The organism is Brevundimonas sp. Root1423 (assembly GCF_001426805.1).
Map to the genome: position 1 here is coordinate 20,295 of NZ_LMFL01000023.1, position 16,179 is coordinate 36,473.

The 16,179-nt window shown below is 66.2% G+C and carries 6 protein-coding genes and 3 pseudogenes; all 9 read right to left on the reverse strand.

The features are described from left to right. Position 1: 1 nt before the first annotated feature. Positions 2-730, reverse strand: a pseudogene (lpxC, locus tag ASD25_RS13390) (UDP-3-O-acyl-N-acetylglucosamine deacetylase); the annotation flags it as partial. A gap of 189 nt (positions 731-919) precedes the next feature. Then, positions 920-2,453: pseudogene (locus ASD25_RS13395) on the reverse strand (cell division protein FtsZ). A 259-nt stretch (positions 2,454-2,712) separates the two neighbouring features. Beyond that, positions 2,713-6,504: a TonB-dependent receptor domain-containing protein gene (locus ASD25_RS13400; protein ID WP_162252078.1), complete on the reverse strand. Its 3,792-nt coding sequence runs from the start codon at positions 6,502-6,504 to the stop codon at positions 2,713-2,715. Between the two features lie 420 nt (positions 6,505-6,924). Next, positions 6,925-10,320, reverse strand: coding sequence for a TonB-dependent receptor domain-containing protein (locus ASD25_RS13405; protein WP_162252079.1), 3,396 nt, complete (start codon positions 10,318-10,320; stop codon positions 6,925-6,927). A gap of 352 nt (positions 10,321-10,672) precedes the next feature. Then, positions 10,673-12,001: a cell division protein FtsA gene (gene ftsA / locus ASD25_RS13410; protein ID WP_056617529.1), complete on the reverse strand. Its 1,329-nt coding sequence runs from the start codon at positions 11,999-12,001 to the stop codon at positions 10,673-10,675. Positions 12,002-12,015: 14 nt separating this feature from the next. Further along, positions 12,016-12,903, reverse strand: coding sequence for a cell division protein FtsQ/DivIB (locus ASD25_RS13415; RefSeq protein ID WP_056617531.1), 888 nt, complete (start codon positions 12,901-12,903; stop codon positions 12,016-12,018). Further along, positions 12,891-13,826 carry a D-alanine--D-alanine ligase gene (locus ASD25_RS13420; protein ID WP_056617534.1) on the reverse strand — a complete coding sequence of 312 codons (936 nt, stop codon included), beginning with the start codon at positions 13,824-13,826 and terminating at the stop codon, positions 12,891-12,893. The genes ASD25_RS13415 and ASD25_RS13420 overlap by 13 nt, the downstream gene beginning before the upstream one ends. A gap of 12 nt (positions 13,827-13,838) precedes the next feature. After that, positions 13,839-14,741, reverse strand: coding sequence for a UDP-N-acetylmuramate dehydrogenase (gene murB / locus ASD25_RS13425; protein ID WP_056617537.1), 903 nt, complete (start codon positions 14,739-14,741; stop codon positions 13,839-13,841). Continuing rightward, positions 14,738-16,109: pseudogene (gene murC, locus ASD25_RS13430) on the reverse strand (UDP-N-acetylmuramate--L-alanine ligase). Before murC ends, murB begins: the two are co-directional and overlap by 4 nt. Between the last annotated feature and the right edge of the window lie 70 nt (positions 16,110-16,179).

Consider the following 16,179-nt stretch of genomic DNA (forward strand, 5'->3'; position numbering starts at 1 on the left):
NCTTGTGCTTGACGAACTCGCGCTCCATCCGCAGGCCGCCGGGGTTCAGGATCTGGTCGCCGTCGATGACCACAGCGTTTTCCAGCGAACCGCCGCGGGCCAGACCGGCGCGCCGCAGGGCCTCGACCTCATGGGCGAAGCCGAAAGTGCGGGCGGCCATGATCTCGCTGCGGAAAGTTTCCTCGTCGACGACGAAGTCCACCACCTGATTGCCGATGACCGGCGTGTCGAAGTCGATCTCGAACCGCATCTCATAGCGGTCGCAGGGCAGCAGGGCGGCGGACTTGTCGCCTTCCTGCACCCGGATCGGCTCGAGGATCTCGATATAGCGGACAGCCGCTTCCTGACGGCGGAAGCCGGCGCGGTCCAGCAGCTGGACGAACTGCAGCGCCGAACCGTCGAGGATCGGCAGTTCGGGTCCATCCACCTCGACCACGGCGTTCGACACGCCCAGAGCGGCGAAGGCGGCCATCAGGTGTTCGATGGTCGACAGGCGCACGCCGGCGGCGTTCTCGATCATGGTGTTCAGGCGGGCGTCGACGACCGCCTCGCCCGAGACCGGAATACGGTTGTCGCGGTCCTTGATGTCGGTGCGCACGAAGACGATGCCCGTACCGACCGGGGCCGGACGCACGGCCAGACGCACCCGGTCGCCCGTGTGCACGCCCACGCCCGCGATGATCGCGGGGGCGACGGTGGTCTTCTGGCGATGGTCGTAGCTGACCGGCAAACTCGAACTCTCAACAATTACAGCGCTCGCCGCGTGTGCGGATTGCGCCCCAGCAACCGTCTAGCGGGGGCGTGGCAACAGCGAAATGAAAGTAGGGTTTCCGATTGTTTCGGTTTCGGTAACCGTGCCGGACAAGAAAAAGCCCCGAAGCGACAGCTCCGGCGCCTTCCTCAGGTCAGTCGAACAGCCTCAGTTGGCGAGGCGGCGCAGGAACGACGGGATTTCCAGATCGTCTTCCGCGGGGCCCAGCTCGGGCTCCGGCGACGGCTGGACCTGGGTCGTGGGACGCATTTCGGTCATGCGCGACTCGGTCTGACGCGACTGCGGATAGGTCGGTTGCGCGGGCTGGCGCTTGCCGCGGCCGAACAGGCTCCAGCCCGACTTGCGATGGTCGCGGTCGTCGTATTCCTCGTACGCCGGCTCTTCGCGGCGCGTTTCCGGTTCCGGAGCGCGGTCGGCCGAGCGGTCCATATACAGGTCGCCCTGGGCCACGGGCGCCGTGGTTTCCGCGGCCGTGCGGGCGCGCGGCGAGGATTCGTATTCCTCGACCCAGGGATCGACGATCGGCTCCAGCGCGCGGTCCTCGGCGACGTGGATCACGGGTTCCGGGCGCGGCTCGGGAGCGCGGACCGCAGTCCCGTAGGTCGGCTGGGCGGACTGAAAGGTCGGGACGATCGGCGCGGCCTCGGTCTGGCGCGGGGCTTCGGCGCGAACGGGTTCGCTGCGGGCCGGCTCGTGACGGACGGGCTCGGCGCGCGAGGCGGCGTAGGGCGCGGCGGGGCGGCGGTCGAAGGCCGAGGTTCCGGTCGAGGGCGCGCCCTTGGCGGCGGCCAGATCTTCCATGCCCGTGGCCACGACCGAGACGCGGATCTTGCCGTCCAGGGCCGGGTCGAAGGCGGCGCCGAAGATGATGTTGGCGTCGGCGTCCACCTCGCCGGCGATGGCGTTGGCGGCCTCGTCGACTTCCAGCAGGGTCATGTCCATGCCGCCGGTGATGTTCACCAGCACGGCCTTGGCGCCCTTCAGCGAGGTCTCGTCGAGCAGCGGGTTGGCGATGGCGTTCTGGGCCGCCATGAGGGCGCGGTCGTCGCCCGTGGCCTCGCCCGTGCCCATCATCGCCTTGCCCATTTCGGACATGACGGCGCGGACGTCGGCGAAGTCGAGGTTGATCAGGCCCGGCAGGATCATCAGGTCGGTGATCGAGCGCACGCCCGAGTGCAGSACCTGGTCGGCCATGCCGAAGGCGTCGGCGAAGGTCGTGCGTTCGTTGGCGACGCGGAACAGGTTCTGGTTCGGAATGACGATCAGGGTGTCGACGTAGCGCTGCAGCTCGGCGATGCCCGCATCGGCCAGACGCATGCGGTGGCGGCCTTCGAAGGTGAAGGGCTTGGTCACCGCCCATGCCGGCCGTGATGAAGACCATGTGGGCGCCGTCCAGGTGCCCGTAGATTTCTTCGGCGGATTCCTCGGCGGCGTTCATGCCGACCTCGGGATGGGCGCCGGCGCCCAGGCCTTGCGTGATGGTCTCGCCCAGTTGGACGCGGCGGTCGGTCTTGGCGAACGACAGATGCTGCGCGTCTGTGTTGGCGACGACGAACTCGACCCCTTCAAGGCCGGCGTCGATCATGTTGTTGACGGCGTTCCCGCCGGCTCCACCGACGCCGAAGACGACGATACGGGGCTTCAGTTCCGTGTGTTGCGGACGCACCAGCGAGAGAGACATAATTTTATCCGACCTTATCCGACCCTGCCCTTGCCGTACCCCGATGCGATTCCCCGCCGATTCGCATTGGTTATGAGCGCGTTAAGGAAACACCTGAACTGCTTAAGGGAGTGTTACCCGATAGGCTGAGTCGGGCCCGAGGCCACGGATTTCGTTAACCTTCACCACAGTTTTCCATGTGGATGGATGATCTTCGTCGCAACGACAAAGGGCCGGGCGCATGTGCGCCCGGCCCTTCCCGTTCAGATGTTCTGACCGACTAGAAGCGCATTTGCAGCGACGCAGTCCAGCGCCGACCGATATTGTCGATGATGTTGTTGGTGTAGTAGCCGTTCTGCCCCAAGGCCTTTTCGTTGGTCACATTGTCGATGACCAACTGAGCGCGCGTGCTCTCGGTGATATCGTAACCCACCGACAGGCTATGCTGCATATAGCCCTCGTAGCCCAAAATGTTCTGGGTTTCGAAGTTGATCGGGGTCCCCGCCGACTTGATAACCGTCTCGTCCTGGATTTCCGTGGTCCAGCGCGCGTTGAACGGCCCCTTGTTCCAGAGCGCGGTCAGCTGCGTCGACCAGACCGGATTGGCCAGGGTGTCTTCAGCCGAAACGGTGTCGTCGAACTCACCGCTACCCGAAGTCGAATACTCGAGCAGGTAGTAGACGTTCCCGCGCAGGCCGAAGGTGCCCAGGTCCTGATCAGCGCCCATGACATCCGCGATGTCCACGGAGTAGCTGAAGTTGGAGTTGATCGCCTTCACGCGGGTGCCGCCCAGGTTGAAGAAGGGCAGCTCGAAGCCGTCGTTGAAGTTGAAGCTGGCGTCGCGGCGGATGCCCGCGCAGCTGTTGACGCCGATCGTCCCGCTGTTGTCGGGCGCGGTCGGAGTCGCGAACGCGTTGGGATCGTCGTAGCAGTACTGCGCGGCGGGCGTCGCCAGCAGCGGGCCCAGAGCGTTGGTGACGGTGATTTCCAGATAATCGGCGGCGAAGATCAGGCCGGGAATGAAGGACGGCGTGGCGACGAACCCGTAGGTGAAGGAGTCGCCTTCCTCCGGCACAAGCGCCTGGGTGCCGGAGATCAGACCCGTGAACGACGCACCGGAGGGCGTGAACTGGGTGTTCAGGAACGCCTCCGCCGTGGCCCGGTCGGTAATCGACACGGGACCCGTGGCGGTGTTCAACTGGCCGCCGTTCGCGGTCGCCCTTCGCAGCACATCGGAGATGCAGTTCGAGCGGCGAGCAGCGGGCGCCGGGCCGGCGCCGATGTTGGCCGTGGAGCACGGATCGGTCGCCGTGGTGAAGAACGGTTGTCCACCCAGGAACAGTTCAACGATGCTGGGCTGCCGGACCGACTTCGAGATGTTGCCGCGGAGCAGCAGACCGTCCATCGGCTCCCAGGTTGCGGCCAAGGTATAGATTTCCGCGACATCCCCATCATAGCTGGGGCTGCGCAGGGCGCCGGTGGTGTCACGGAAGTCAGGCGCGGACCCGTCCATCTGCGAGTAACGGATCGACGGATTGAGCTCGAGCGACTTGAAGAACGGCATTTCGAACCCGTTGCCGAAGACGGGAATCCGAAGCTCGAGACCGCCCTCCTTCGTCTCGACTTCGGCGAAGGTCGTCGCGGAAGGCGCAGAGCGCGTGGCGCCGATGCGAGTGATTTCGTCGACCGTGTAGGCCAGCTCTTCCTTGCGGAGTTCGCCGGAGACAGCGAACTGCAAGGGGCCTGCGGGCAGATCGAACACTTCCCCGGTCAGGATCGCCTGCGTAAAGTTTTGCGTGGACACGTTGGTGAACAGGTTCCGGACGCTGACGTAGTCCTTGGCCGCCTGGGACGCACGCCCCTCGCCAAAGATGTTCAGCGGCTGGCAGGCATCGACCAGCGCCTGGGTTGCGTTGGTCTGGAACACCACCTGCTCGCGGACGCCATCCGTACCGACGCGGCTGATGACGTTCGCCTGTGTCCCCGGGATCTGCCCGCCATAGGAGGCGAGATAGGCTGACAGACCATCCCGCTGGGCGCGGCATCGGACCGTTCCGCCCACATCAACGGCGTCGATGGCGAGCGCGAAGGCGACGTCGTTGATACCGGTGAACTCGACGTTCGTCTCGGCCTTGCCGTAGGTGTGAGACAACTCCCAGGTGAAATCCCGGTCGAGCATCGAGAACCGCCCGTTGAAGCCGTTCACAGACCGGATCGTCTCGTTGGTGCTGATCTGGCTGAGGTCGTTGACGATGTCCTCGTTGTAGCGCGACACCGTGAAGTTTCCGGTGATGCCGGCCGCCTGAAGCGCGGACCGGTTCTGCGCGGACAGGAACGGGTGGTTGATGTTGACGAGGATCGCCGCGTTCTCGGTCGAGGCCGACGAGACCCCGTTGAAGAGCCCCCCGTTCCCAACCGGGTTGGTCACCTTGATGTCTGAATAGAGGTTTTCCGTGAAGAACCGGATGTCATCAGTGATCTGGTAGTTCGCGATCGCATTGGCGACGTAGCGCTGTTGCTCGACGCGAAGGATGGCGGCGTCAGCCCTGTTCGCACCGTCCCCGCCGACGGAAGTCGCGAAGGTTCCGCCCGTCGTCGGCGTGGTGTCTCCGTACTCGAAGGTTTCGAGGTTTCCGTCGCGGTTGAACCGAAGCGGCACTGCGAGACGGGTCAGCATTCCCGCACCCACGCCCGTGTTCGCGATGTCCGGCAGACCCGCCAGGAAGCTCCCGAGGAAGGCGTTCAGCGGCGTGTTCGGGTTGGCGGCGTAGTACTCGCGCGCCGTCGGGTTGCGTTGCTGGAGAATGGCGAGTGCGGCCGCGCGCCGTTCGGCAGCCGTCCCGGTCGGAGCGGCAACGCCGTAGAAGGCGAACACCCGGTCAGCGTTGGCGTCCTGTTGCGCGGTGGTCGTGCCGGGAAGACTGGCGGGTGCGAAATTGCACACGCGCGAGTTGGCCGCCGCGGCAGCTTGCGCCTGGGCGCCGGAGAATGCGCCTGCGTTACACAGGTTGGGCGCACCCGGAATTTGCTGGAACGTGCCGGTAATGTTGGAGGACGCCGCCGGGGCAATCCGCCCGAAACCGGGCTGCGTGATCGTCGCTTCGGAGGCGCCGCTGCCGGCCACCGTGTTGAACACCACACCGCCATACCACTGGTTCACCTGGCGAAGGGAGCGGTCGAAAATGGTGCCGCTGATACCGTCGGCGTTGCCCGGGAGAAATGCGGTAGAGCCGATGCGACCCGGCACAAAAGCCGGATTCCGCACCCCGCCGTTTGCGAAGTTCGACAGCCCGCCCTGACTGTCAGCCCGGAAATCCCGTGCAGTGCCCTGAACGCCGTCGATGTCGCTGTATTCGCCGGACACGGCCACATTCAGTCGGTCATCCAGGAAGTTCGAGCCTGCCGTGGCGTTGATGGAGAACCGGCCTGCGTCCTGATACTCGAATGTCTGTCCGCCGAGGATCGTGACCTCGGCGCCTTCATAGTCATCGTTCAGGATATAGTTCACGACCCCCGACACGGCATCGGCGCCGTAGGCGGCCGCGCCGCCGACCGTCAGGATGTCGACGCGATCAATCAGGGCGACGGGGATGGTCGAAGCGTCGACCTGGGATCCCGTCTCGTTCGCGTTCACGAAGATCGTCGCGGAGTTGTTGGAAACGAAACGTCTGCCATTGACGAGGGTCAGCGTCCGCGCCGTGCCGAGGTTCAGCAGGTCGATATAGGTAACCCCCAGCGACGCCGTCTGGCCGCCGTTGGTGCCGTTCAGGTTGGCCCCACCCCCGACAAGCGGCACGTCGTTCAGAATGTCGCCGGCGTTTGTGAACAGCCGCTCTTCGATGTCCTGGTCCGTGACCTGCACGCCTGGAATAACGCCGTCGTACTGGGGACGTGCGATGCGAGAACCGGTGACGATGACCTCTTCCAGTTCCGCCGCTTCGTCATCGGCCTCTTGCTGGGCCGGAGCCGTCGCCTGAGCGGGCGCCACCGTCTGGGCGAAAGACGGCGCGGCCAGGGCCAAGGCCCCCGCCAGGATTGTCGTGCCGAAAAGAAGTTGGCGTGCGGTTCGCATTTTGAAGTCCCCCAAAGGTGAAAGCAGCAGCCGATCCGGACACCGCATATTTCGCCTTACGCACCAGGGGGCCTCGTTCGCGCAACCGTGTTCGTCACATTTTCGTCGACATTGGCGCCGGTGTTCTTCTTCGGTCACACCATTGTAATTGCGTAATTATTTATTGGATCAGACTATCCCGGGGGAGACTGCGGATGCCGGGAGCGCTTGCCCTGATAGGAGCAGCCCGATGGCCGCGGCCCGCATCGCCCCCGCGCGGAGAACCCGGCCTGAACCCACGAAAGATCAGGTTGCGACTTCACGACGCCACAGCCTTCAGCGGTTTAGGAACGAGTCATAGCTGGCAGGCCCAGTGCCCACCCCGCAAAGGAAAAGGGCGGCTCTTGCGAGCCGCCCTTCCCTGTTCCGGACTGCCGAAGCTTACTGGAACTTGTAGTTGAGACCGATGTTGAAGCGACGGCCGTAGGGGTCGAAGTTCGAGTAGAGCGTCGTCCCCAGCCACGGCGACTGCTCGGCGTCGAAGATGTTGGTGACGCCGAACCGCAGTTCCGCCTCATCCGTCACATTCCACCGGACCGTCAGGTCGTTGCGCACGTAGTCGTCGGTGCGCAGGTATTCGACCGGGCGGTTGTCCCCGTCGCTGACGAAGTTGCGGTACTCGACGATGTCCTGCGCCGACTGCCAGTCCGCCAGCCAGGTGATGGCCAGATTTTCCGTCGGAGCCCAGGTGAGGCGCGAGGTGAAGCGCACACGCGGGTAGAACAGGCTCGAGCCCAGCGGGGTGTAGATGTTCGGGCTCGCGGTGCTGGTGAAGTTGTCCTGCTGGATCAGCCACAGACCGCCGATCGAGTAGGTGAACGTGCCCCAGTTGCGGCCGAAGGTTTCTTCGGTGTCGAGCTGGTAGCGCGCGCTGAAGTCCAGACCGCGGGTTTCCAGTCGGGCGAAGTTGATCGGGATCTGCAGGAAGCCGCCCTGCGGAGCCGGACCGCCGACGCGGAACTGGTTGGTGGCGCCGGCGCCGCCCGAGTCGCGGAAGACCAGGGCGCAGGCGATCGGGTTGAGCACGGGACCCGAGCTGACGCACTGTTCAGCCAGACCTTGGGCGCTCGGGAAGCCGATCGCGTCGGTGATCTCGATCTCGTAGTAGTCGAGGACCATGCTGAAGTTCGGAATGAACCGGGGTTCGATCACCGCCGAGATGGTGAAGGATTCCGACGTTTCCGGGCTCAGGTTCGGGTTGCCGCCGATGTTGCCGGACACGCCCGAGGTGTAGCTGGGACGGAAGTCGTCGGCCGTGGTCGTCGTCGCCCCGCCGAAGTCGAAGACACCCGCGAAGCCGTCAGCGGCTGCCAAGGTCTGGCAGTTAGCGATGCGATAGCCGCGGATTTCCGGGTCAAGCAGAGCGGTAATCTGGCGCGTGTCGCACGGATCGGTGAAGGCGTTGGCGAAGGTCTCGCCGGGGGGCGAGAAGTTTTCGCCGAGGTCCGGCACCCGGATCGAGGTGTTGAAGCTGGTCTTGAAGGTGATGTCCTGGATCGGACGGTAGACCAGGTTCACGCCATAGACGTCCGTCTCGCCGACGGTCGAATAGTCGGCCCAGCGGTAGGAACCGCTCAGTTCGGCGTATTCACCCATCCAGCTGTCGCGGAACAGCGGCAGCGACAGTTCGGCGAACAGTTCGTTGCTGGTGTACTCGACGCCCGTGAAGTCGGGGCCGGTGTTCAGGAACAGGTAGCGGCCATTGGTGGTGGCGTCACGACCGATGGCTTCAGTGTATTCGCGGCGATGTTCGCCGCCGACGGCGACGCCGATCGCGCCGGCGCCGAAGAGATCCCACAGCTGACCCGAGACCGAGCCGATGAACTGCTCCTGTTCGTTCTTCTCGGTGATGGCGATGGACGCGTCGATGTAGTCCAGCGCTTCCTGACTCTGGTTCCCGGCGCCGAACACGTTCAGCGGGCGGCAGTCGTCGATCGCCGCCTGGCCGTAGCCCTGGATGTTGCGGATGTCCTCGCCCGAGAACTGCTGGCCCACCGCGTTGTAGGTGGTCGGCAGACCCAGGGCGTCGATCAGCTGGGCGCGGCAGACAACCTGGCCCGGCGTGCCGTTGACGACGCCGGCGGTGTCGAAGACGGCGTCGGCTGCGAGGCCGAAGCGCAGGACGTCGACGCCACGCTCCACGTTCTCAACCTCGACCTGGCCGTAGGTATAGCCCAGATCCCAGTTGATATCGTTGATGAAACCGAGGGTGTCGAACGAGCCGCGCAGACCCGCAACGTAGCGCTGCACGATGCGCTCGTTCGTCTGCGTGCGGTCCGGGCCGAACATCGAGTGACGAGCAAGTTGCGCAGCGGAGCCCGGTCCGGTGATCGGAGTTCCACCGGTCGACGTGCTGCCCGTGGTGTTCGTCGGATCGCTGTAGCGAATGAGGATGTTGTTCGCGATCGCGGCCTTGACGTTGGCGGGCAGGAAGGCGTTGTCATCCCAACGCAGATCCTGACCGGACGTGCTCCAGACCGAGTTCAGCTGGGTCGGCGAGTACGAGGTGTTGTCCAGATCGATGTCGAAGAAGGTCGGCTGCGAGACGTCAAAAGTGTCTTCGCTGACGTATTTGGCTTCGAGGTAGGCTTCGACGCTGTCGCTGACGTTGAAGGTTGCGCCGAACTGGAAGCGGGCCGATTCAGACTCCGGAACCCGCGAACCGGTGGAGAAGTCGGCCGCGTTCACACCATCGCCGCCAATGTTGTAGGGGCGACTGATGCCGGTTCCGCCGACGCGCGTGCCGAAGTTGGCCGGACGGGCAGTGTTGCCTTCGTACCAGAACGTCTTGCCCGGCTCGACCGCATAGCAGCTCGCCGCGTAGGTGAACGTACAGGCGTCGCGGTTCAAGCCGTTGGAGAAGGCAGCTTGGTCGGGATCGTTCAGAGGGCTTAGAGCGGTGCCGTGCACGAGCGTGGTCTGGCCCCACCGAGGCCGATCCATGCGGCGAACGTTGGTGAACAGCGCGGAGTCCAGCATGCCGTCAAAGCGCGGCCCGATCGTCGCGTTGGTCGGATCCGCGTCGATTCCCAGCAGGTACTTGCCATTGCGGATCCAGTCGATGTCCAGCGACGTGACTTCTTCCTGCAACTCGTACTCGCCGTGAGCGTAGACGTTCAGGCGGTCGTCGAAGAAGTTGTGACCCACCAGGGCCGAGATCCGGTAGGAGGCCTGACCGTCTTCGTTGATCATGGCGTAGTTGGCGTCGATTTCGGCGCCTTCGTAGTCCTTGCGCAGGACGAAGTTCAGCACGCCGGAGACGGCGTCAGCGCCGTAAACCGACGACGCGCCGCCGGTGACGATCTCGATGTTTTCGATCAGCAGACGCGGGATGGTGTCGACGTCGACGGCCAGCGAGCCGCCGTTCGAACCAACGTGACGACGGCCGTCAACCAGCGTCAGGGTGCGGTTGGAACCCAGCGAGCGCAGGTTGGCCAGCGACAGGCCGCCGTCGCCCAGACCCGAACCCGTCGTGTCCGAAGGAACGACCGAGTTGGACAGGGCCGGGATGGTGGCCAGGTAGTCGATGACCGTGGACTGGCCGGTCTCAAGCAGTTCGTCGCGCGAAACCTGGATCAGCGGGGTCGGAGCGTTGGTGGGGTCGCGGCGGATGCGCGAACCGGTAACAACGACTTCACCGATGTCTGTGGCGTCCTGGTCAGCCTGACCCTGGACGTTCACGGCCGGCAGCTGGCTCTGGGCGAACGCCGGAGCGGTGACAGCCATGACGCCCGCGAGGATCGTCGAGCTAAAAAGGAACTTGCGCTTGAGTAGCATGGTGCTTTGGCCCCAACCAAGGAATGGATGCAATAGGCAACGCCCGCCGTGGAGACGGATTCTGCTTCGGACTTCCACGCTAACAGCAAAGACCCGCGCAGCAAGCATTGTGGCCGCTTAGCGTCCAATCCGGGCCCCGGTTGTTACAATCTGGACACAGTCCCGACACTCAAGCTACAAGCGGAAATCGCCCGTCAGGACCGCCAATTCGCAGGACTCAAGGCTTCCCTCACGGCAGGCTCGCACGTGCGAACACGCCCGCAACGCTGACCGCCGCAGACATCTGAAGCCATGACCTCTCCGTTCGAGGCGGCGCCGCCCGACTGGCCGCGCACGCTCGTCGCCGGACCTTTCAGAGGTTTTCGCGCAGCCAGCCTGCAGCGCGCGCCACAATCCCGCCCTGATGGATGCGCGGAGCATCTGCAGCCGAAAGTTGTCGGGACATCAGCTTGCGGGCCGAAACCGCTTCGCGCGGCCCGTAGGCGGCGCGCAGGAGGACGCCGGCGGCGGAACAGAAGGCCGGGCCTGACGCGGCGTCGGCCAGGTGGGGCGCGCGCTGGGGTTTGCCCAGACGCACGGGACGGTCGAACACGCGGACAGCCAGTTCGCGCACGCCATTCAGCTGGCTGGCGCCGCCGGTCAGGACCAGACCAGCGCCGGGCTCCAGGCCAACGCCGGCGTTGCGCAGGCGGTCACGCAGCAGTTCGAGGGTTTCCTCAACCCGCGGGGCGATGACGGTTTTCAGCATGGCGCGCTGGACGAAGATGGGACCGGCCGACGGGTCCTCGCCGCGCGGCGGGGCCTCCAGCATCTCGCGGTCCTCGTTGGCGCTGGCCATGGCCGAGCCGTGCAGGGTCTTGAGGCGTTCGGCGCCCGCCTTGGAGGTGGACAGGCCGCGCGCGATGTCGGCGGTGACGTGATCGCCGCCGACGTTCAGGGATTCGATGTGCAGCAGGGAGCGCCCGCCCCAGACCGCCGCCGAGGTCGAGCCGCCGCCCATGTCGATGCAGACGCAGCCGAGATCCATCTCGTCGTCTTCCAGCGCCGCCAGCGACGACACCACCGGCGCCGAGGCGACGCCCTGAAGGTCGAGATGCGCCAGTTCGAGGCAGTGACTCAGGCCGTTGAACGCGCCCTCGGCCATGGAGACGACCAGCAGGTCGAGGCCCAGCGAATGGCCCTTCATCGAGCGGGGGTCGTGCACGCCGCGCGCGCCGTCCACCGACCAGGCGATCGGCAGGACGTGGATCGGGCGGCGGTTGGGCAGGCGGATCTGGGCCAGGGCCATGGCGATGGCGCGCGCAAGATCGGCGTCGCCGACCGGCGTGGCGCCCAGCGAGACCCGGGCCTGCACGCGGTGGCTGGCCATCTGGCCGATCGCCGTGGTGACGACCACGCCAGAAACCGGTGAGCCGGCGGCGCGCTCGGCGCGCTCGACGGCGTGGCCGATGGCCTGCGCGGCCTCATCCATATTGACGATGCCGCCGCCGCGCACGCCGCGAGACTGGACGTGCCCGGCCCCGGCGACGCGGATGGTGCGGTCGGCGTGACGGACGCCCTCCGGCTTCATGATGAAGCAGGCGACCTTGGACTGACCCAGATCAAGCGCCGCCACAACGGGCGCGCGTCCAGCGGCGCCCTTGGCGCCGTCCACGGTTTTATCGACAGACCGTCCGGCCATATAAGTCCCCTACCCTACGCGGCGCCGGCGGAGGGCCGGACGGCGACCTCCCCCGGCGTTCTCAGATCAATGCGGTCGAAACCGAGCTCCAGCAGCCGTTCGCGCTGGTCCAGCGCGTCGAGCTGGATCAGGGCGGCGTCCTGGTCGGTGGCGGGCAGCTGGATCAGGCTGCCGTCCTTCAGTCTCAGGTCCCAGCGGCGTTCATCGACACGCACCAGCGCCTCGACCCGCGCCTGCAGGCCGGGCCGTTGCGCGATCAGCGGCAGGACCTCGGAGGCGGCCTGTTCGGCGCCCTTGCCGACGACCAGCGGAAGATTGGGATAGCGGCCGGCGTCGGCCCCGGCGATGACCGAGCCATGGCTGTCAATCACCATGTTGCGCCCGCCGGCCTGCCAGACGGCCAGACGGTCATGCTCGGTGACATGGACGATCAGGGTGTTGGGCAGCAGGCGCACCACGCGCGCGCCCTTGACCCAGCCCACCGCCTCGACCCGCTTGCGCACGGCGTCGAGATTGATCGAGGTCATGGGCTGGTCGGCGTACAGCTGAACGGCGCGCTGGATGGTGGCGGTCGCCTCGGGGGACTCCCCCTCGATGAAGACCTTCTCGAGCTTCAGCCCCATGCCGGCTGCGGCGCCGTCGACGCCATGGCTGAACGAGGCGCCGATGCGTTCGGCGCGCGCTCCGGTCGCCAGAACGCCCGCGAGAAGGGCGACGCCGGCGACGATGGAGATGATGACCGCGCGCGGAGACAGGTCGAGGCGGCCCAGCGCCGCCATCTTGCCCGGCGTGGCCGGAGCGTTGCGGGGCGCGCGTCCGCGCCCCTGTGACCGGGGAGCCGCGCCGCGTTTTGCAGGCTGGTTCGAACTCTGTCGCCGACCGCCGCGAACTACCGCGGGCATGAGGCGTCCTCCACCATCCACCGCACCAATGCTTTATAGTCCATTCCGACGAACGCGGCCTGCTCGGGACTGAGCGAGGTCGGCGTCATGCCGGGCTGGGTGTTGACCTCCAGAAGGACCAGATCGTCCTTAATATCGTCATAACGAAAGTCCGATCGCGACACGCCGCGACAACCCATGGCCGTGTGCGCCAGCTCGGATTCCCGGAGCGCCTTCTCGAACACATGCGGCGGAAGAACCGCCGGCAGCACGTGGCTGGAGCCGCCCGGAGCGTATTTGGCCTCGTAGTCGTAGAAGCCCTTGTGCGGCGTGATGTCGGTTACCGTCAGCGCCCGCGGCCCCGTTTTCTCCCCAAGCACCGTGACGGCCAGTTCCTTGCCGGCGATGAAGGGCTCGACCATCACCTGTTCGCCATACGTCCAGGCGGCCTCGCCGGGAGCGGCGCAGGGGTCTTCGCCCTCCCGCACCAGATAGACGCCGACCGAGGAGCCCTCGGCGTTCGGCTTGATGACGTAGGGCGGGGCGATGACGTGACGGCGGGCCACCTCATGCCGGTCGAACAGACCGCCGCCGGGTACGATGACGCCGGCGGCGCGAAGCACGGCCTTGGACTTGTCCTTGTCCATGGCGAGGGCCGAGGCCAGCACGCCCGAGTGGGTGTATGGAATGCCCAGCGTTTCCAGCACGCCCTGGACGCAGCCATCCTCGCCCCATTCGCCATGCAGGGCGTTGAAGACGACGTCGGGTTTCAGATCCGCCAGCACCTGGGCGAGGTCGCGTCCGGCATCGACGCGGGTGACCTTCGCCACCTGCCCTTCCAGGGCGTCGGCGCATTTGTTTCCCGAACTCAGGGAGACCTCCCGTTCGGACGACAGCCCGCCCATCAGGACGGCGACGTGCAGGTCTGCGAACGGGCGGGTCATCGGGGGATCAACTCAAAGCGGGCGGCCGATCCTCTTGATCTCCCATTCGAGGTTTACGTTCAGTTTACTTTGAACGTCCGCGCGCACGGTATCGCCCAAGCCCTCGATATCGGCGGCGGTCGCCTCGCCCGGGTTGATCATGAAGTTGCTGTGCAGCTCGCTGAACATGGCCCCGCCGCCGGTGGCCCTGAACAGCTTGCCTCGCCAGCCCGCTTCGTCGACCAGTTTCCAGGACGAATGGCCGGGCGGGTTCTTGAAGGTCGAGCCGCCGGTCTTCTCGCGGATCGGCTGGGTCTGTTCGCGGCGCGAAGTGATCTCGGCGATCTTCGCCGACACGGCCTCTGGATCGGCGGGCGTGCCGCGATAGGTCGCCTCCAGCCAGATGATGTCGGCCGGCGCCTCGGAGTGGCGGTACGTGTAGCCGAAGTCGGCCAGCGCATATTCGACACGCTCCCCCGACCGCCTTACGCCGCGGGCCGAAACGAGGATGTCCCTGGTCTCGGCGCCATAGCAGCCGGCGTTCATGGTCAGGGCGCCGCCGATGGTGCCGGGGATGCCGGCGTAGAACTCCAGGCCCGCCAGTCCGGCCCTGGCCGAAGCCTTGGCCACCATCGAGTCCAGCGCGCCCGCGCCAGCAAAGACCCGTTCTCCTGCGGTGGTGATCCCGGCAAAAGGCCGCCCGGCCAGCCGCACGACCACCCCCTCTACACCGCCGTCGCGAACGATGACGTTGGAGCCGACGCCCAGCACCGTGACCGGTACGGCCGGGTCCAGCGCTCGCAGTAAGTAGACGAGATCGTCGGCGTCGGCCGGAATGAACAGCACGTCCGCCTTCCCGCCCACCCGGAACCAGGTGAACGGCCCCAGCGGCTCATCGCGCAGCAGCTTGCCGCGCACTTCAGGCAGAGCGATCAAGCCAGCGCCTCCAGCTGACCCGGCAGGGCGTACGCCCAGGCGGTAATGTCGCCGGCGCCCAGCAGGACGACGAGATCGCCCGATTTCGCCTCGGCCGCGATCACGCCCGGCAGGGCCTCGACGCTCTCCAGCGGCTGGACCGAGCGGTGGCCGAAGCGGCGGACGCCGTCGACCAGTGCATGTTTGTCGACGCCCTCGATCGGCACCTCGCCCGCCGCATAGACGTCGGCGACATAGACCACGTCGGCGTCCGAGAAGCAGGTCGAGAACTCCTCCATCAGGGATTCCAGCCGGGTGAAGCGGTGCGGCTGGACGACGGCGATGACCCGGCCCTCCGCCACCTGACGCGCGGCCTTCAGCACGGCGGCGATCTCCACCGGGTGGTGGCCGTAGTCGTCGACGATCCGCACGCCGCCGACCACGCCCGTGGTGGTGAAGCGCCGCCGCACGCCGCCGAAGCCGGCCAACCCCGCCTTGATCGCCTCGTCCGAGACGTCCAGTTCGCGCGCCACGGCGATGGCGGCGAGGGCGTTGGCGACGTTGTGCCACCCGGCCATCGGCAGATGCAGACCCTCGATCCGAAGCGGCTCCTCAAGGGCGGCGAGGCCCTGTTTCTGGATCACCACGTCGAAGCGGCAGCCGTCTGGCATCATCTGGCAGTTGTCGGCCCGGACCATGGCCTGCGGGTTGATACCGTAGGTCACCAGCCGCCGGTTATCGATCGAGGCCACCAGCCGCTGGACCTCGGGATGGTCCAGGCAGACGGCGGCGAAACCGTAGAACGGGATGTTTTCGACGAAGTCCACGAACGCCTTCCGCACCCGTCGACTTGAGGCGCAGGAAGCTGCCGTCGCTCTCGTCGGCCTCGACCACGATCCAGTCGCCGTCGCCGACCTTGGCGTTGGTGCCGTAGGCGTTGATGATGCCGCCGTTGACCACTGTCGGGTCCAGCCCGCCGGCGTCGAGGATGGCGGCGACCATGGAGGTCGTCGTCGTCTTGCCGTGGGTGCCGCCGACCGCGATCGAGAACTGCAGGCGCATCAGCTCGGCCAGCATCTCGGCGCGGCGCACCAGCGGGATGCGGCGCTCGCGGGCCGTGACCATCTCCGGGTTGGTCGCCTTGACCGCCGTCGAATAGACCACCGCCGAGACGCCGTCGCCGATGTGGGCGGCGTCATGGCCGATGAAGATGCGCGCGCCCAGCCGCTCCAGCCGTTCGGTATTGGCGCTGGCTTTCGCGTCCGAGCCCTGAACCGAATAGCCGATCTTGAGCATGATCTCGGCGATTCCGCTCATCCCGATGCCCCCTATGCCCACGAAATGGACGGGGCCGAGGTCGAACGGTACGGGGCGAAGGCGAGCGATCATCCCAGCGGATTAGCAAGGGTTCGGAGGGATTGCATCACCCCGTTTTCACCCCTCCACCCCTTCGGGGTCC